This is a genomic window from Parabacteroides hominis (genome assembly GCF_014287585.1).
GTDB lineage: Bacteria > Bacteroidota > Bacteroidia > Bacteroidales > Tannerellaceae > Parabacteroides > Parabacteroides hominis.
Map to the genome: position 1 here is coordinate 77,540 of NZ_JACOOJ010000005.1, position 19,086 is coordinate 96,625.

Sequence of the window (19,086 nt, forward strand, 5' to 3'; positions counted from 1 at the left end):
TTGTGCCCGATGTGTGCGCGAGCACAATGAGATAGCAACAATGAAATTATCACAATCATAAACAATAAAAATATGGCTAATTTATTTTGCGTTAAAGACAAAGTCGTCATTATTACCGGTGGAGCCGGAATCTTAGGCAGAGGTATTGCCGGTCACCTGGCAGAAGAAGGTGCTAAAATCGTTATTCTCGACCGTGCAGCCGAAGTTGGTGAACAAATTGTAGCCGACATCAAAGCAAAAGGCGGAGAAGCAAGCTTTTTCCTGACAGACGTATTAAACAAAGAAGTTCTGGAACAGAACAAAAAAGATATCATGGCCAAGTACGGTCGTATCGACGCGTTGCTGAATGCAGCCGGTGGAAATATGGCCGGTGCGACTATCGGACCGGACAGCACTATTTTCGACCTGAACATCGACGCGTTCCGTAAGGTGGTAGACCTGAACCTGTTCGGAACAGTTCTCCCGACAATGGTATTTGCCGATGTAATGGCTAACCAGAAAGAAGGTGCTATCGTCAACTTCTCTTCCGAATCTGCCTTGCGCCCGCTTACCCGCGTTGTCGGTTACGGTGCTGCTAAAGCTGCCATCTCCAACCTGACTAAATATCTGGCTGGTGAGCTGGCTATCAAGTTCGGCGAAGGTTTGCGTGTAAATGCTATCGCTCCGGGATTCTTCCTGACGGAACAGAACCGTACTTTGATGACAAATCCGGACGGTTCTTACACTCCGCGCGCCGAATCCGTTATTGCACATACTCCGTTCAGACGTCTGGGTACACCGGATGAATTGTTTGGTACAATCCAGTATCTGATCAGCGATGCTTCCAAATTCGTAACCGGAACAATCGCTATTGTAGACGGTGGTTTTGATGCATTCTCTATTTAATCTCACAATTAAAAACAAGACATTATGTATTTATGCGAACAAACATGGCGCTGGTACGGACCGAACGATCCAGTTAGCCTTTCCGATATCCGCCAGGCCGGTGCTACCGGAATTGTAAATGCCTTGCACCATATCCCGAACGGAGAAGTATGGACTGTCGAAGAAATCCAGAAACGCAAGGATATGATCGAAGCTGCCGGCTTGCGCTGGAGCGTAGTGGAAAGTGTTCCCGTACACGAACATATCAAGACACAGAGCGGAGATTTCCAGAAATATATCGAGAACTACAAAGAAAGCATCCGTAACCTGGCAGCGTGTGACATCCGTGTGATCACTTACAACTTTATGCCGGTTTTGGACTGGACACGTACAAACCTGGCCTACACCATGCCGGACGGCTCCAAAGCATTGCGTTTCGAACGTGCCGCTTTCATGGCATTCGATCTCTATATCCTGAAACGCCCTGCTGCAGAACAGGAATATACAGACGAAGAAAAAGCTATTGCAAAGGCTCGTCTCGACGAAATGAGCGAAGATGAAAAGGCATTGCTGGTGCGCAATATGATCGCTGGCCTACCTGGCTCCGAGGAAAGTTTTACATTGGATCAGTTCCGTGCAGAACTGGATCGCTACAAAGATATCGATGCAGAAAGACTTCGTGCTAATTTGATTTATTTCTTGAAAGAGATTACTCCGGTTGCCGACGAAGTTGGTGCGCGTATGGTTATCCATCCAGACGATCCTCCCTACTCGATCTTAGGCTTGCCCCGTATCTTGAGCACTGAAGAAGATTTCTGCAAACTGATCGAAGCCGTGCCGAACAAAAGTAACGGTTTATGCCTTTGCACCGGTTCATTCGGCGTTCGTGGCGACAATGACCTGGCCGGTATGATGAAACGTTTCGGCGACCGTATCGATTTCGTTCATATACGCAGCACTAAACGCGACGAAGCCGGAAACTTCTTTGAAGCAAACTTACTGGAAGGTGACGTGAATGTTTACGAAGTAATGAAAGCACTTCTCGAAATCGAGCAGGAACGCGGTTGCTCAATCGCGATGCGACCGGATCACGGCCATCAAATGATCGATGATTTGCACAAAAAGACGAATCCGGGTTACTCCTGTATCGGCCGCTTGCGTAGCTTGGCTGAATTGCGTGGTTTGGAACTGGGTATTGCCCGTTCTTTATTTAAATAATGAGTGACAAGTAATCACAAATAGTTTGGCATTGAAAGGCGTTCGATTCTTTTTCGGGCGCCTTTCTTTTTTTTCGTTTCCCGCTTTTTTCAAAACAAAAATAAATATGAAGAAATCAGAATGATATGTAAACAAAGAAAAAGAGGATCGCGATTTTAACCGTTTTTGCGTATTTTTGTGGCGCAAACAATTTCACAAAATGTCTAAAACACACTATAGCATACTGTCAGTCATATCATTACTTGTGTTAAGCGCGTGCCATTCTTTGTGGACTGCCCAGACACAACCAGCCCCGCAGCAGGAATCGATCCTGGTCCTGCCGGTAACGGATATTCCTCTTCCAAACGCAGACTTTGCTTTTCTGTTTCCGGAAGAACCGAAACTGAACGAACAAACTTCTCCCCGTAAAAATATAACGGAAAACTTCTCCAACAGAGAAAAAAATGATATTGCCGTAACAGACCCGCTCCTGATGGCTGATGAAAATTCGATGCTTATCGATTTAAGCCTGATACAGAAAGAAGACTATGCTTTTCCTTTACCCGGCGCTAAAGTAATCTCTCCATATGCCGGACGCAGAAAACACCATTCGGGTGTGGACCTGAAAACCTGCGCCAATGACACGATCATATCGGCATTCGACGGAATTGTCCGTTTAGCTAAGCCTTATTATGCATACGGGAATGTGATTGTCGTACGCCATTACAACGGATTGGAAACAGTCTACAGCCATAATTCCAAGAATCTGGTTAAGCCGGGAGATTATGTAAAAGCCGGACAACCGATTGCACTGACCGGACGCACAGGACGAGCAACGACCGAACACCTTCATTTTGAAGTACGGGTAAACGGGCAACACTTCAATCCGAATCTGGTATTCAACCTTCAAGAACGGAAACTTAACGACCAATGTCTGGTGTTCACTAAAAAAGGCAACAAGATTGCTGTGAAGTCCGTTGAGCTAATGCCTCATCAGCTTGCAGGCGACTACAGTTATTCACCTGCCGCCCGTAAAAACAAAGGACAGATAGAAAGCGAAAAGGAAACTTTGTAATTCCCTTTTCAATGTCCTTGCAAGGCTTCTATCAGAAGATTGATATTAACGGTAAACAAGCGGACTGATATCGCCAACAAAATAATGCCGAAGAACTTCCGGACAATATAGATTCCGCCTTTTCCGAAAAAACGTTCAATACGGGCTGTCATGCGAACGACAAAATAAACCCATATCATATTCAGTATTAAAGCTATCACAATATTGACACTGGCATACTCAGCCCTCAAAGACAATAATGTGGTAAACGAGCCGGCGCCAGCCAGCAGAGGAAAGACCAGCGGAACCAGTGTCGCCTCTTTTATCGGTCCCTGGTTTTTAAAGATTTCGATATCGAGTATCATTTCCAACGACAACAGGAAAATAACAAACGAACCTGCCACGGCAAACGATTCGATATCCACATGGAAAAGCCTCAGCAGAACATCGCCTGCATAAAAGAACCCGATCATCAACAAAAAAGAGATAACCGTCGCCTTTGTGGCATTCACATCCTTACCTTTTTCTTTCAAATTGATAATAATTGGTATAGAGCCAATAATATCAATCACAGCAAATAATACAATAAACGCACTGATCATTTGCTGAAAATCAAAACTTTCAAACATAATACACTCTTTTAATTGCTCTAAAGGTACAAAATCTTTCCCAACAACCGACTGGCAAATAGTAACAATCACCCCGACGAATAACGTTTTTTTATACCAAATCAGATTCTCTTCACGAAAAAATAACGAACTTTGCATACACTTATAATTGCTCCAAGCAAGAAAGTAAGATTAATAGTATTTTTTCGTATTTTTGTACCCCATTAGAAAAGAAGATCTGTTTTTAAGTGAGTAAAATAGGCGAACACGAAGAAGATCCGATCCTGTTATTTTCATTTCTGAAAGGAGACAACAATGCTTTTTCATCGATATACAATAAATATGTCGATGAACTATTTGCATATGGCATGGGGTTAGGATTCGAACGTGAAACACTCAAAGACGCCATACAGGATACTTTCTTCAAATTTTATACTAACAAGAAACAGTTGGAAGGTGTCACCCATCTGAAATATTACTTATTTCGTATGCTTAAAAATCGCCTGTTCGATATATATAAGTCTTCAAACAAAGAAAATATCATAGACGTAACCGATTTGCCTTTTTTAATCGAACCGTCCGTCTTAGATGAACTGATAGCAAATGAGGATAAAGCAACGATTGAAACAGAAATAAAAAATTTGCTGAAAATACTAACCGATAGGCAAAAAGAAGCTGTTTATTTACGTTTTATACAAGAATTGGAGTACGAAGAAGTCGCAAATTTATTGGATATGACTGCTCCCGCAGTAAGAAAACTTATCTCCAGAGCGATAAAACGCATGCGCGACGAAAATTTTTAGAAAAAAATGGGAACAAAAAAAATCCCGGATCGTCTATACTATAAAAATTGATTTGAAAGTATGTTGTCGAACCAGTGGTTACAAAATAAATCTTTTATACAATGGAGATTATTCCCTTCCGAAGAAGATAATCTCTATTGGGAGAAGTTTATCCAAGACAACCCGCATTTCCAAAATGAAATAAGGATATTAAAATCAATAAAATTGAATACTCAAAAACTTTCTCCGGAAGAGAAACAGGAAATATTTGCATTCATACAAAAAGATATAGAAAAGAGGGACAAACAACGTCGCTTCCGGATATATCTGACCGTATCGGCAGTTGCCTGTATCGCACTACTTCTGGTTTTACTACAACCATTATTTATTGGCAAGAACGAGATTCCGCACGAAAACATGCTCGTTGTTGCAGACACAACCTCTGTCAATCAAAAAGATATACAATTGGTGTTGGCCAACAACAGGACTATTACTTTTGAAGAAGATGCTGACATCAAGTATGATAAAAAAGGTGGTATTACAGCAAACACAGGAGTCGAACAAATAAAAGTATCAAAAGAGGCCACAAAAGAAACCTCCTTAAATACCTTGATCGTTCCTAAAGGGAAACGATCAAGCCTCACTTTGGCCGATGGTTCCAAAGTGTGGGTTAATTCTGGGTCTACACTCAAATTTCCTTCTACATTTAAGGCCGATAAAAGGGAAATCTGGGTAGATGGGGAGATTTATATAGAAGTTGAAAAAAATAAAACGCATCCCTTTTATGTAAATACTTCCCATATGGTGATCAACGTCGTGGGAACTCAATTCAATGTTACAGCCTATGACGAAGATACGGATTATTCAGTCGTATTGGTCGAAGGATGTGTAGATGTCAGCATCGACAAAGAAAAAGCCCGTTTATTACCCAACCAGATGCTATCGGTATCGACAGATCAGATTTCTGTAAAAAAGATAGATGTCAACAACTATATAAGTTGGAAAGAAGGATATCTTCAATTTACAAGTGAACCGCTATCCAATATACTAAAACGTTTGTCCCGTTATTATGATACCCCTATTGATTGTGATAGCAGTATTGCACAACTAAAATGTAACGGGAAATTAGTGTTGTTCGATAATATAGAAGATGTCATGAAAACCATATATAACACAATACCGATCAAATATTCGCACGAAGCAGACCGGATATTGGTTCGAAAGAAATAAAGAGAGTCATAATTGCTAACTTATAAGTCTAATTAAAAAATTAAAATGCCTATGAAACATATATCATGAAAAATAAAAAAATGCCGGACAATATTGGCGTATTCCCCGGCATAAGATTTCAAAGTTATTATTGCGTACTAAACTTTTAAAATCACTACAAATATATGAAAATAAATCATTATCTTGATAGATCGTGGTTTAACGGTCTACGTTATACCTTACATATTATGAAAATCATAATCATTTTACTGGTCTTAAGCATTGGGAACTCCTTTTCTATGACCTACTCTCAGAATACGTTACTTTCGCTTGACATCAATAAGCAGTCCATAAAAGAAGTAATTGGCGTCATAGAGAAAAAGTCGGAATATGTTTTCTTCTTTTCGGACAATGTCCGTCAGGATTTAGAAAAAAGAGTTGACATCAAAGTCAATTCTAAAACACTTGATGTGATCTTGAATAACCTTTTTGCCGACACAGACCTGGAATATACGATTAACGATCGCCAGGTATCAATCGCAAAGTCGAAAAAAACAGGTTCTTCATATCCTGCACCGCAACAACAGACAAGAACAATTACAGGTACAATTGTCGATAACACAAAAGAACCTCTAATCGGAGTTAATATTGTTGTGAAAGGAACTTCCACAGGGACAGTAACCGATATCGACGGTAAATTTTCTTTACCTGTTACCGAAGCAAACGCTGTTCTCGTCATTTCTTATATCGGCTATAAGTCGCAAGAAATAAAAGTAGGCAATCAATCCAGTCTGAATGTGACATTAGAGGCGGAGACATTAGGGTTGGAAGAAGTCGTTGTGGTAGGATATGGGACCGTTAAGAAAAAGGACCTTACCGGTTCAGTATCATCCGTAAACTCGGAAACGATCTCCAAATCACCTGTGACAAGTGCGACTCAGGCAATTCAGGGACGCCTCCCCGGTGTGTTCATTTCCAATTCGACAACGAAACCGGGTGAAAGTGCATCCGTTGTTATCAGAGGTAAACGTTCCATCAGCGGTAGCAGCGATCCTCTTTACATAGTCGATGGAATTCCTGTTGTAGGAGGTATCAATGAAATCAGTCCTTCAGACATCGAAACAATAGATATCCTCAAGGACGCCTCTGCTACGGCTATTTATGGTGCACGCGGTTCAAACGGTGTTATCCTGATAACCACCAAAAAGGGAAAAGCCGGAAAAACCCAGGTCGACTATAATGGATATGTGGGGTTCCAAACAGTGCTGAACCAGTTGGAATACATGGATGGTGCAGCCTATGCCGAAACAGTCCGTGAATCTTACCGTGCAACCGGAAAATATCTCTCTGATAAACCGAGCTGGGAAGAAGACCAAAAGATCGGTTCTTTTTCCAATGACCCTTATACATTGGAATCCTTGAAAATGGCATACGATGAAAATGGGAATTATGATCCTTCAAAGGTTCGCTCAGGTAGTAAATGGTGGGAAGCCGTACAACGTACAGGTATGGTCACCGATCACCAGTTAAGCGTTCGCGGAGGCAACGACAAAACCAACTTCACTTTTAGCGGTTCCTATTATGACTATAAAGGTCTTGTTAAAGATGAAGAATTCTCCCGCTATTCTATTCGTCTGAATCTCGAACATTCCGTAAACAAATACATCAAACTGGGGGCATTCACAGGATATACCCATTCTGTACAAGAGAGAGGATCTACCCTGTTTAATTCTTGGCGTGTCATGCCTATGGGCCGTTTCTATGATGACAACGGCGATTTATTGGAAAAAGTTTCAGGCACAGACGACCAGTGGCGTAACCCGTTACTTAGATTAGCGGAAGGAGCTGTTTCCAACCCTTTAAAAATAAACAGATTCATCGGCAGTTATTATGCCGATATCACGTTACCACTGAAAGGACTCCGGTTCCGTACGAATTTAGGTATAGACTATGAAACCAGACAAGATTATAATTTCCAATCGGCCGAAGCACGGGGAAATACCATGAATTATGCCCGGAACGGTACGGAAAACAGGTCCATGTTTACCTGGGAAAACCTGTTGTTCTATGACAGAACGTTTGAAGATCATACGATCGGAGTGACTTTGCTTCAGTCTATAAACGAATACCTCCGGGAATACAACAAAATTCCGGTTCAAGGAACACCTGCTGATGAACTATTATATTATGATGTAGGTTCAGCCTCCAATCCCGAAAAAACGGAAAGCGGTAAAAGCCAGTGGAAATTAGCTTCCTTCATGGCTCGTTTGAACTATAGCTTCAAAGGAAAATACCTGGCTACCATTTCTGCCCGATATGACGGTTCCTCACGTCTTGCGGAAGGACATCAATGGGTCGCTTTCCCGGCTGCTGCTTTAGCTTGGCGTATCAATGAAGAATCATTCATGCAAAATGCTCATTTCCTCAGCAATCTGAAACTGCGCGCCGGATATGGTGTCGTTGCCAGCTCGGAAGTAGATCCTTATGAAACCAAGGGCACATTGTCGCAAAAACCATATAATTATGGTAGCGAGTCGATCTTCGGTTATGCACCCGACAAAATGCCTAATACGATGTTAACCTGGGAAACAACAGGACAATGGAATGCCGGATTTGATTTCGGATTTCTCGGAAACAGACTGAACGGTACAATCGACGTTTATTTACAAAACACAAAAGATTTGCTATTAGACAGACAATTGCCTATCGTGTCCGGTTTCAATCAAATAAAATCGAATGTTGGAAAAACGCGTAACAAGGGACTCGAACTTACCTTGAACTCATTAAATATCAACAATAAGAATTTCACATGGTCTACAGACCTTATGATGTACACCAACAAGGAAGAAATCGTTGAGTTATATAACGGCAAGGAAGATGATCCCGGAAGTTCCTGGTTTATAGGTGAAGCGATCAACGTGTTCTATGATTACAAGAAAATCGGTATCTGGCAAGACACGCCGGAAGATCGTGCCGAAATGGAGAAGTTCAACCAGAATGGAAGTAACTTTGCTCCTGGTACTATCCGTCTGTGGGATAACGGCGATTACAAGATCACTTCGGAAGACCGCGTTATCCAGGGCCAGCAGAGACCTAAAGTAATATTGAGTTTGAATAACACATTCAGATATAAGGACTTCGACTTCAGTTTCTTCTTCGAAGGCAATTTCGGAGCGATGATCAAAAATAACATCAGTTATCTGAATCAGGCACACAGAAACGGCAATGTGAAAGTTGATTACTGGACACCGACAAATCCGACTAATGCTTTCCCACGTCCGATTGAAGGCGTCGATTATCTCCCTTATTACGAAACATTGCATTATGAAAAAAGTGACTTTATCAAACTTCGGAATGTCACTTTAGGATACACCATTCCAAGCCATATCACTAAGAAATGGGATATATCACGCTGCCGTGTCTACGTCCAGGCACAAAACTCATGGATGTGGACCAACTTCTCCGGAGTGGATCCTGAAAGCGCTCTGAATAAAGATGTTGATGGAACATACGCGGGCTATACACGTCCAACTCCCTCAACCTGGTTAGTAGGTCTTAATATAAGCTTTTAATCTAAAAAATCAGAAACAATGAAAGAATCAAATAACATAAAGAAAATTGTTCTTTTGAGCCTGGCAAGCGCATGTATCGGGCTTACAAGCTGTGATGATTATCTGAAGGAGAAAGACCTTCCCCGTTTAACACCCGACTATTATGGAACCGTTGCCGGTGTGGAATCTGCCGCAACAGCTACATATAGCTTCATGCGTTGGGGGGCTGGTAATGAAAGATATAATGTACTCACAGAATACGGTACGGACCTCTTCACCCAGGGAGAAGATCCGGGAAAGCAGGCTGATGCTTTTAATAAATATGGAAGCCAGTTGAACCCCGATGCAAGTGTCTTATACGAATTCTGGGAAAATCATTATAAAGCGATCAATACTGCAAACCTGGTTATTCAGCAAGTAGAAGGCTCTACATCGATGTCTGAGGCACAAAAGCAAGTAGCTCTCGCCGAAATGTCCTTTTTACGTGCCTTCTTCTATTTCGAGTTGGTACAGCAATTCGGAAGCATTCCTTTGGTATTGGATGTGTCTTTCGATGTGAGAACCGACTTTCCACGTGCTTCTATTGCCGATATTTACAATCAAATTATCAAAGATCTGGAATATTCGGTACAATATTCTCCTGAGAAACCGGCAAAAACAGGGAAAGCAGCCAAATATGCTGCTGCTCACCTGTTGGCTAAGGTCTATCTGACCAGAGGGAGTGCCGTAAGTGATCAACGTGGACAGCAGCCTTCAGATATGGAGAATGCTCTGAAATACGCCAAAATGGTAATTGATTGCGGACAATACGAATTACTGACAGACTTCGCCGATCTGTGGGATATAAATAACCAGGGTAATAAAGAAGTGATTTTCTCCGTTCAATTCACAACTGATCCGGTTTACCGTGGAGATGGAAATTCCTTCCACTTATATTGGGGTTCCTGGTATGAAGATCAACCGGGTATGACGAGAGACCTCGAAAACGGACGTCCGTACAGGAGGCATCTTCAGTCGCAAAAGACAATGTTGCAACTGTTTGACCGCAAAAACGACTCTCGCTTCTATAAAAGTTTCAAATGGGCATATTATGCCAATCGTGAAGGTGCAGGACTGGAATTGGGAGATACAGCCATTTATTACAGCATAAACCCGACCACGGAAACATATCGTTACAAATATTTTGCCTGGGATAAGGAAGATGTTACTAAAAACAATCGCTACTATCCTCCCCTGCTTAAATATTTCGATCCCCTGCGTCTATCCGTTAATGACGGTCAGGGTGGCCGCGAATGGGTAAAAATGCGTTTGGCCGAAACGTATCTGATTGCTGCGGAAGCTGCCGGCCGAAACGGTGATTACCAGACCGCAGCCGATTACATCAATATTGTCCGCAAACGTGCCGCGTGGCAGGATGGTGAAACCAAGATGCCTCAATACTGGCGTGAAGAAGGGGGACAAATGGGAAATACCAATAGCACCTTTGCTGATATCCAGGTCACGGCAGCAGATATCCAAAGTAATTTTATCGATTTCATGTTAGACGAACGTGGACGCGAGCTGTTGGGTGAAACTTGCCGTTGGAATGATCTGGTACGGTGTGAGAAACTAGAAGAATACGTTAAGAAATGGAATTCAGAAGGAGCCGTTACCTTTAAATCCCATCACAAACTTCGTCCGATTCCTCAAAAGCATATAGACCGCTTGAACCCAAGAGGAACGGATGCTGAAGAACAAAACCCCGGTTATTTCTAATTACACGATATTTATCTGAAGCTGCCCTGTTGAAAACGGGCAGCTTCTCATTTATAAACGATATGAAAACAAAGTATTTTATTCCCATAATATTTCTGTTGCTTTTCACCCGATGTTCGACAAATTCCGACACAGATCTTAAGAACTTTCCTGAAGGTTATACACCGGAAGAGGTAGGAACACGAATAAGCAAACGTTTTATTTCCGGCAAACATATGCTTCACAAGAAAAACGGAAAAGACGGCATTCACTACGCAGAAGTTTGTACATGGTATGGAGCCTTAAAATATGCAGTTGCCGCTGATGACACTGCGTTGATCAAGCAACTTCAGAACAAGTTTGAGCCGCTCTTTACCACCGAGGCGGATTATCAACCGCGTATGATTCATGTAGATTTGAATATGTTTGGTTGTTTACCGCTTGAGTTTTATCAGATCACAAAGGATAAACGTTACTATGACATGGGTATTCCTTACGCAGACACGCAATGGCAAGTACCGGACACGGCAACAACGGAAGAAAAGGACTGGGTCCGAAAAGGTTTCTCCTGGCAAACCCGCTTATGGATCGATGATATGTTCATGATCACTATTATCCAATCCCAGGCATATAAAGCCACTGGAAAACGGGAATATATTGATCGTGCCGCCCGTGAAATGGTGATGTATCTGAATGAACTCCAACACCCTAACGGTTTGTTCTACCATGCACCTGATGTTCCTTATTATTGGGGGCGCGGCAATGGCTGGATGGCTGCCGGCATGACAGAGCTACTGCGCTACTTGCCCAAAGATAATCAGGATCGTCCCCGTATCCTGGAAGGGTATCGCTTGATGATGAAAAATCTGAAAGATTACCAACTGCCTGACGGCATGTGGAGCCAACTGGTAGACGATCCCGCCTGCTGGGCAGAGACATCAGGAACAGCAATGTTCACGTATGCCATGATTACAGGGGTTAAGCAAGGGTGGCTGGATAAAAAAGAATATTCTCCGGTAGCCCGTAAAGCTTGGATGGCATTAATTCCCTATATCAATGAAGAAGGGGACGTGACAGAAGTGTGCATCGGAACCAATAAAAAGAATGATAAACAATATTACTATGACCGTCGAAGGATAGTAGGAGATTATCATGGACAGGCTCCCATACTTTGGTGCTGTTTTGCATTAATAGAATGATCTATTGCCCAAACGAGGCTGCCTTAAAACCTAAAACAGGCAGCCTCAATAGAAAGAGGCTGTCGGTGATAAAATACATTTTCCTTTTAATTTTCAGATTCATCTTCAAGGCGAATATTAATCGCATTCATTCCCCTCAGACCGCGTTCAAGGTCAAAGGTAACGATATCGCTTTCGGAAATATTGGTCAGCGTATTATTACTTACATGGAAAAAATACTTCTCTGCACTATCAAGGTCTTTGATAAAACCATACCCTTTCGACTCGTTAAAATAGTCAATCCGTCCTCTCAATACGGCAGGTGCTTCTATTTCCTCTTTTTTAGGAGTCGAAATGAGAATTTCTTCTTGCTTAATCTCTTCTTTGTTAGGATTCAATTCGGGGGGCGTTGATGTAATTACACCATTTTCATCCACATAAGCTATCATATCATCAAAACTATTCACTTTACCGGATAGTTTTCTATCTTCTTTCTTCTTCTGCTTTTCTGCTCGTCGGGCTTGTTTCTTTTTTTCGTTTTCTCGTTTATTGTATGTTACGGATTTTGCCATATAATTTTATTTTTACTAATTATCAATCTATTACGTAAAGATTATCTTGAGTAGAATGCAAAACAACTTCTAAAAACAGGAATATACAGGATTAAAGAGTCTGGGATTGCATTAAAGAACCGGTTCAATGGGAGATCGGAAGAAAATCATAGAGACAGAAGGCGCGGCCTTCTGTCTCTACCTATTAAGAAATCAATATCTTCTGGAATTGCCATAGCCACCGCCTCTGTTATTGCGGAAACCACCGCGTGAAGGTTTGTCTTCACGAGGACGTGCAACACTTACCGAAATTACTTTACTCTCAAGTTCGGCTCCATTAAGCGCCTCGATAGCTTTTTCGCCATCAGCGTCGTTTACCATTTCAACAAAACCGAATCCTCTGGATCTTCCAGTTTCTCTGTCCATGATAACTCTTGCAGACGTAATTTCTCCATACTCTGCAAATAAATCATTTAAATCAGCATCATTAATGCTATAATTTAAGCCTGTAATGTAAATGTTCATTTAAAATTTCGTTTTTAATAAATACTAATAGGGTATGAGAGGAAAATTAATGGAGAGGCCTACTTAATAATAAAGAAGAACTATACGCTAATAATACGTAACTCAAACTCTGATTCAAAGATAATACTATTAATCGGATCGGCAAGTATTATCACCCTATAAAAAAACAGAAAGCACCATACTGTTTCTAAATTTTCATTCTTCCTTCCTTATTTTCAAGAGATTAGACACAACAACAGACAGATCGAATATCTGGACGTTACTTTCCAAACAACACAGATCGAGTTGCCCGCCGACCGAATAACTTTGCCGTACTTGTTTATAATTGCAGAACAATATAAATTTACACCCATAAAAAATCGCAGGGAACGTTCCACATAGACTAAGTTCTTAAGCAAGAATATCTAATAATTATTTAAAATAAGATTAAAAATGGCAGCAACAGCATTAGCATTAGGAATAAATACCCTTTATGCACAAAATGAGACAATTCGTTTGATTTACCCGCAATGGCAAGGCGCCGAGATTGCCAAGTGGATAACAGAAGTACCTAATCCCGAAGAAGCATCGAGAGGTTACTATTTAGGTGCGCAATTACTAAATTTTCTTGCGCCTGACAACGGGCAGAAAACGTTCACGGTTCCGGTTGCTACGGCAATTACAGAACGCAAAATTACCGACGGTGTACTCGACCGGGATGTTCTCGTAAACCAAACAAAAGCAGCATTGGATATATTGAAGATTGAAAATCCCGATAAGATAGTGACGCTTGGAGGCGAGTGTTCCGTTAGTGTCGTGCCTTTCACCTACCTTGCGGACAAATATAAAGATGATGTCGCCATGATTTGGATCGATGCACATCCCGATATAACGCTGCCGGGTGACGTATATCCTGCTTATCATGCAATGGCCGTAACAGCTTGCATGGGCTTGGGCGATAAAAAAATCATCGGCGAATTACCGGCTAAATTTGATCCGGCTAAAATATTGTTCATCGGTCTACGGGATTGGGAACGGGACGAAATCAAAGCCCGCCAGAAGCAATATGGCATAAAACACCTTACGCCCGAAGATGTTGCAGAAAACAGCAATGCTATAAAAGAGTGGTTAAAATCATGCGGAGCTTCAAAAGTTGTCGTGCATTTTGATATGGACGTACTTGACCCTGCTGAAATCATCGCAGCCGTAGGTGTTGTTTCAAATGGAATGAAGATAGCAGAAGTTATTCGCGTCATAAACGACATCGCCAATGAAAAAGAACTCGTCGGACTAACCGTTGCCGAACCCATGCCACGTACCGCCATCCGTATTAAAGAGATGTTACATCGACTGCCTTTATTAAAATAGTACACATAGCGGGAAAGCTAATTTGAAGAATACCCACAGCCGAATGGTTTCATCATAAATAATATATTTTGCTGAAGCGGGGGAAATAAAAAAAGATCTGAAATCCTTGAATTTCAGATCTTTTTTTATTTGCTTTCGCGGTGCGTACGGGACTCGAACCCGTGACCCCATGCGTGACAGGCATGTATTCTAACCAACTGAACTAACGCACCAAAATGTTTTTGGCGGTCCGGACGGGACTCGAACCCGCGACCCCATGCGTGACAGGCATGTATTCTAACCAACTGAACTACCGAACCATTATTTTATTTAACTGCTATTCCTCTGAATTGCGATGCAAAAGTAGATGGTTTATTTGAATTATGCAAGAGATGCGCGCATATATTTTTCATTATTTTTCAATCATATCTGATAATAAACCTCTTACATCTGAACTTTTTTATTCATATTCTGAAAAGTGCACCCGTTTTCTGGTCTTGCTATTATCCCGTGTTCCGTCTGTTATGTTTTGCAGCGTCTTTGCAGGGCGAAGATGCAAGGACAGGAAAGTTTGCTTCTGCCAAAAGGTGAACGGATTCCAAGCGGATTCATACTCGAAAAAATACAACAACCCCTCCTAAACGGAGGAAATCCGTACTTCGCTAATGTTCAGCGCTTTGAAAAATACCATGTTTATTAAAAAATATTACCCCTGCGGATAATCCGGAATAAATGGGGTAGAAAATCAAAATTCATGCGCTACTGTTTCGATTCAGACCAGCGGGTATTTGAGGAAACTATACAATAAGTCAGGAATGGTGAACCAGCCAGTTTATCACAAATAACATCTATTCTGCAACTTTTCATAAAGCAGACATCTATATGTCATGATAATTTGTTAGTTTTGCAGCTCAATATAAAAAAGGAAGCAACAATGGATGTCGCCATTATCAAATACAATGCCGGAAATATTTATTCTGTGAGTTACGCACTGAAGAGATTAGGAGTCGAAGCAACGATCACAGCAGATCCGGAACTGTTATGTAAAGCGGACAAAGTAATCTTTCCGGGTGTCGGTGAAGCACAGACCACGATGGAGCACCTGAAAGAGTATAAACTGGATGCGATTATAAAAGGATTGAAGCAACCTGTTTTAGGCATTTGCCTCGGCATGCAACTGATGTGCCGCCATTCGGAAGAAGGGGACGCGGATTGCTTGGACATTTTCGATACGGAAGTAAAACGTTTCATCCCGCAGCAACATGCGGACAAAGTCCCGCACATGGGATGGAATACGATTACGGATGTTAAAGGCGGACTGTTCAACAAGCAATTGGAGAACAAGTTTGTTTATTTCGTACATAGTTATTATGTACCCGTAAACGAATACACCGCCGCGACAACCGAATATATCCTTCCGTTCAGCGCATCCTTGCATAAAGACAATTTCTATGCAACCCAGTTTCATCCGGAAAAAAGCGGTTCGGTCGGCGAGGTTATATTAAGTAACTTTTTAAAACTGTAAGGTGATATGATAGAGTTGATTCCGGCAATAGATATGATCGACGGGAAATGCGTACGCCTCACCCAGGGCGATTACGACACCAAGAAAGTGTATAACGAAGATCCCCTGGAAGTAGCCAAGATGTTTGAAGATCATGGCATCCGACGCCTGCATGTGGTAGACCTGGACGGAGCGCGGCAAGGGCGGATCATCAACTACCGCACGTTGGAACGGCTGGCTACGCGCACATCGCTGATCATCGATTTCGGGGGCGGGCTGAAACAGGAAGGAGACCTGGAAATAGCTTTCGAAAGCGGTGCGCAGATGGTTACGGGCGGAAGCATCGCCGTGAAGAACCCGGAAGTGTTCACCTCCTGGATCACCAAGTTCGGTCCGGAGAAAATCATCCTCGGAGCAGATGCCAAAGATAAAAAGATCGCGATAAGCGGATGGGAAGAGACGACAGACAAAGAGCTGATCCCTTTCATCCGGGATTATCACGACAAAGGGATCACAAAGACAATCTGCACGGACATCAGTCGCGACGGCATGCTGCAAGGGCCTGCCATCGGATTATATAAAGAGATACAGGAACAAATACCTCTGCTTTACCTGATAGCCAGCGGAGGTGTCAGTTCCATACAAGATATTGAAAAACTGGCTGAAGCGGGTATTCCGGCTGTCATCTTCGGTAAAGCGATTTACGAAGGGAAGATACAGCTGAAAGATTTGATCCGCTTCACCTGATAAAAAACAATGATTATATATGCTTGCCAAGAGAATAGTACCCTGTTTGGACATAAAAGATGGAAAAACCGTTAAAGGAATCAATTTCGTAAACTTCCGCGATGCCGGCGACCCGGTCGAACTGGGCGCACAATACAGCCGGGAGGGAGCAGACGAATTGGTATATCTGGATATAACCGCTTCGCACGAAGGACGTAAGACATTTACGGAACTGGTAAAGAAGGTTGCGGCCAATATCAGCATTCCTTTCACGGTTGGCGGCGGCATCAACGAGCTGAAAGATGTGGACCGCCTGTTGAGTGCCGGAGCCGATAAGGTTTCCATCAACTCGGCAGCCCTGCGCAATCCGAAACTGATCGAAGAGATTGCCAAGAACTTCGGCAGCCAGGTATGTGTGGTCGCCATCGACGCCAATTTCGAAATGGGCGACTGGATATGCTACTTGAACGGCGGACGTATTCCGACGGAAAAACATCTCTTTCAGTGGGCGGCAGAAGCTGAAAGCCTGGGAGCCGGAGAAATCCTGTTTACCAGCATGACACACGACGGCGTGAAAGACGGCTATGCCAACGAAGCCTTGGCTACGCTGGCCGACAACCTCCACATTCCGGTCATCGCTTCAGGGGGAGCCGGGAAAATGGAACACTTCCGCGACACTTTTGCTCTCGGAAAAGCAGACGCGGCTCTGGCCGCAAGTGTCTTTCATTTCGGGGAAATCGGCATGGGAGCTTTGAAACAGTATCTCCACGAAGAAGGGATCAACGTCCGTCTCTGATGCCCACGGCAGAGAGCTACCGTTTCCTTTAAAAGAAACTTTTGTTTCATGCAGGTGAAACTTCCGTTCCATACAAGTGAAACTTTTGTTCCATACCTATGAAACCGGAAACAGATACCGAAGGGCCAAGAGACGCATACGGATGAATTAAGAACAATATAATAGTCAGATAAAAAATGAAATTAGATTTTGAAAAAATGGGCGGCCTGATTCCCGCCATCGTTCAGGACTACAACACAAACAAGGTATTGATGTTAGGTTTTATGAACGAAGAAGCATACGAAGAAACGAAAGCAACCGGTAAAGTAACCTTTTTCAGCCGCACGAAAAACCGTATCTGGATGAAAGGCGAAACCAGCGGAAACACCTTGCAGGTAGTCACCATCGCAGCCGATTGCGACAATGACACGCTGCTGATCAAGGCTATTCCCGCCGGTCCCGTATGCCATACAGGCGCCGATACTTGTTTCGGCGAAAAGAATGTGGAAGACATCATGTTCATCAAATATTTGCAGAACTTCATCGAACAGCGCCGCCAGGAAATGCCGGAAGGTTCCTACACCACTACCCTGTTCCAGAAAGGCATCAACCGCATGGCACAGAAGGTGGGCGAAGAAGCTGTCGAAACAGTTATCGAAGCCACCAACGGAACAGACGACCGCCTCGTTTACGAAGCAGCCGACATGATCTACCACCTGATCGTATTATTGACAAGCAAAGGACTTCGCATCGAAGACCTCGCACGCGAATTAAAAAGCAGACATAAAGCCTGATAGCAATGGAAGAGACAACCCTGCTCAAACTGGATAAAGTGGAAATCTGCCGTGATGAGAACGTAATCCTTCACGAAGCCTCCTTTACGCTCCACAACGGAGAATTTGTGTATGTGATCGGAAAAGTCGGTTCCGGCAAGAGCAGCCTGTTGAAATCTTTGTACTGCGAAATCCCCATCAACCAAGGGGAGGCATGGCTGTTAGACTATAACCTCTGCAAGATGAAACGGAAAGACATCCCCTACCTGCGCAGGAAATTAGGCATTGTCTTTCAGGATTTCCAGCTTCTGACCGATCGCTCGGTACACAAAAATCTCGAATTCGTCCTGAAAGCGACCGGATGGAAAAAGAAAAGCGAGATAAACGAACGCATCGACAACGTGCTGTTTCAAGTCGGGATGCAGGATAAAGGCTACAAGATGCCGCACGAGCTTTCGGGCGGCGAACAGCAGCGTATCGTGATCGCCCGCGCCTTGCTGAACGACCCGGTATTGATCCTTGCAGACGAACCGACCGGAAACCTGGACCCGGAAACAAGCGGGCAAATCGTACAGTTGCTGCACGACATTTGCCGCAAAGGAACGGCAGTCGTCATGACGACCCACAACTACACGCTGGTACATAATTATCCCGCGCGTATAGTAAAATGTGAGAATGCCTGCCTAAGTGATGTTGGAGAATAATTTTTTATGTAACTTTGCACACGCA

17 protein-coding genes and 2 tRNA genes are annotated in these 19,086 nt (G+C 42.9%); 14 read left to right on the plus strand and 5 right to left on the minus strand.

Annotation, left to right across the window (positions count from 1 at the left end; all coding sequences use genetic code 11):
* The first annotated feature begins 72 nt into the window (after positions 1 to 72).
* The 3 genes from H8S65_RS04290 to H8S65_RS04300 all read left to right on the plus strand — a co-directional run bounded on the left by H8S65_RS04290 (position 73) and on the right by H8S65_RS04300 (position 3,136).
* Entirely contained in the window at positions 73 to 885 is an 813-nt protein-coding gene (locus H8S65_RS04290) for an SDR family oxidoreductase (RefSeq protein ID WP_186928753.1), read from the plus strand.
* 24 nt (positions 886 to 909) lie between these two features.
* Complete coding sequence (gene uxuA, locus H8S65_RS04295) at positions 910 to 2,082, plus strand: mannonate dehydratase (RefSeq protein ID WP_186928755.1); 1,173 nt, start codon at positions 910 to 912, stop codon at positions 2,080 to 2,082.
* 199 nt (positions 2,083 to 2,281) lie between these two features.
* Positions 2,282 to 3,136, plus strand: a complete 855-nt coding sequence (locus H8S65_RS04300) for a M23 family metallopeptidase (protein WP_186928756.1) — start codon at positions 2,282 to 2,284, stop codon at positions 3,134 to 3,136.
* Positions 3,137 to 3,144: 8 nt separating this feature from the next.
* On the opposite strand, the gene H8S65_RS04305 is transcribed toward H8S65_RS04300, so the two are convergent.
* Entirely contained in the window at positions 3,145 to 3,744 is a 600-nt protein-coding gene (locus tag H8S65_RS04305; RefSeq protein ID WP_186928758.1) for a MarC family protein, read from the minus strand.
* A 227-nt stretch (positions 3,745 to 3,971) separates the two neighbouring features.
* On the opposite strand from H8S65_RS04305, the gene H8S65_RS04310 reads away from it, so the two are divergent.
* From H8S65_RS04310 to H8S65_RS04330, 5 genes are all read left to right on the plus strand, one after another.
* Positions 3,972 to 4,526, plus strand: coding sequence for an RNA polymerase sigma factor (locus H8S65_RS04310; RefSeq protein WP_186928760.1), 555 nt, complete (start codon positions 3,972 to 3,974; stop codon positions 4,524 to 4,526).
* 60 nt (positions 4,527 to 4,586) lie between these two features.
* The gene (locus tag H8S65_RS04315; RefSeq protein ID WP_186928762.1) at positions 4,587 to 5,735 is read left to right on the plus strand and encodes a FecR family protein; all 1,149 of its coding nucleotides are present in this window, start codon (positions 4,587 to 4,589) and stop codon (positions 5,733 to 5,735) included.
* A gap of 164 nt (positions 5,736 to 5,899) precedes the next feature.
* Entirely contained in the window at positions 5,900 to 9,286 is a 3,387-nt protein-coding gene (locus tag H8S65_RS04320) for a SusC/RagA family TonB-linked outer membrane protein (protein WP_186928763.1), read from the plus strand.
* A gap of 18 nt (positions 9,287 to 9,304) precedes the next feature.
* Positions 9,305 to 11,020 carry a RagB/SusD family nutrient uptake outer membrane protein gene (locus H8S65_RS04325; RefSeq protein WP_186928765.1) on the plus strand — a complete coding sequence of 572 codons (1,716 nt, stop codon included), beginning with the start codon at positions 9,305 to 9,307 and terminating at the stop codon, positions 11,018 to 11,020.
* Positions 11,021 to 11,082: 62 nt separating this feature from the next.
* Entirely contained in the window at positions 11,083 to 12,198 is a 1,116-nt protein-coding gene (locus H8S65_RS04330) for a glycoside hydrolase family 88/105 protein (protein WP_186928767.1), read from the plus strand.
* 86 nt (positions 12,199 to 12,284) lie between these two features.
* Here the strand turns inward: H8S65_RS04330 and H8S65_RS04335 are convergent, their stop codons facing one another.
* Both H8S65_RS04335 and rbp read right to left on the minus strand, forming a co-directional pair.
* Positions 12,285 to 12,749, minus strand: coding sequence for a cold-shock protein (locus H8S65_RS04335; protein WP_186928769.1), 465 nt, complete (start codon positions 12,747 to 12,749; stop codon positions 12,285 to 12,287).
* 192 nt (positions 12,750 to 12,941) lie between these two features.
* Complete coding sequence (gene rbp, locus H8S65_RS04340; RefSeq protein ID WP_186928771.1) at positions 12,942 to 13,253, minus strand: RNA-binding regulator; 312 nt, start codon at positions 13,251 to 13,253, stop codon at positions 12,942 to 12,944.
* A 432-nt stretch (positions 13,254 to 13,685) separates the two neighbouring features.
* On the opposite strand from rbp, the gene H8S65_RS04345 reads away from it, so the two are divergent.
* Entirely contained in the window at positions 13,686 to 14,600 is a 915-nt protein-coding gene (locus H8S65_RS04345; protein WP_186928773.1) for an arginase family protein, read from the plus strand.
* Between the two features lie 138 nt (positions 14,601 to 14,738).
* Here the strand turns inward: H8S65_RS04345 and H8S65_RS04350 are convergent.
* Positions 14,739 to 14,812 (minus strand) — tRNA-Asp (locus H8S65_RS04350).
* Positions 14,813 to 14,822: 10 nt separating this feature from the next.
* A tRNA-Asp gene (locus H8S65_RS04355) sits at positions 14,823 to 14,899 on the minus strand.
* 614 nt (positions 14,900 to 15,513) lie between these two features.
* Between H8S65_RS04355 and hisH the strand changes: the two genes are divergently transcribed.
* The 5 genes from hisH (at position 15,514) to H8S65_RS04380 (ending at position 19,061) form a co-directional block, all read left to right on the plus strand.
* Positions 15,514 to 16,104 carry an imidazole glycerol phosphate synthase subunit HisH gene (gene hisH / locus H8S65_RS04360; protein ID WP_186928774.1) on the plus strand — a complete coding sequence of 197 codons (591 nt, stop codon included), beginning with the start codon at positions 15,514 to 15,516 and terminating at the stop codon, positions 16,102 to 16,104.
* Between the two features lie 6 nt (positions 16,105 to 16,110).
* Positions 16,111 to 16,830, plus strand: a complete 720-nt coding sequence (hisA, locus tag H8S65_RS04365) for a 1-(5-phosphoribosyl)-5-[(5-phosphoribosylamino)methylideneamino]imidazole-4-carboxamide isomerase (RefSeq protein ID WP_186928776.1) — start codon at positions 16,111 to 16,113, stop codon at positions 16,828 to 16,830.
* A gap of 19 nt (positions 16,831 to 16,849) precedes the next feature.
* On the plus strand, positions 16,850 to 17,605 hold the full coding sequence (gene hisF / locus H8S65_RS04370; RefSeq protein WP_186928778.1) for an imidazole glycerol phosphate synthase subunit HisF: 756 nt from the start codon (positions 16,850 to 16,852) through the stop codon (positions 17,603 to 17,605).
* Between the two features lie 176 nt (positions 17,606 to 17,781).
* Positions 17,782 to 18,378: a bifunctional phosphoribosyl-AMP cyclohydrolase/phosphoribosyl-ATP diphosphatase HisIE gene (hisIE, locus tag H8S65_RS04375; protein ID WP_186928780.1), complete on the plus strand. Its 597-nt coding sequence runs from the start codon at positions 17,782 to 17,784 to the stop codon at positions 18,376 to 18,378.
* A 5-nt stretch (positions 18,379 to 18,383) separates the two neighbouring features.
* Positions 18,384 to 19,061: a cell division ATP-binding protein FtsE gene (locus H8S65_RS04380; RefSeq protein ID WP_186928782.1), complete on the plus strand. Its 678-nt coding sequence runs from the start codon at positions 18,384 to 18,386 to the stop codon at positions 19,059 to 19,061.
* Positions 19,062 to 19,086: the final 25 nt, after the last annotated feature.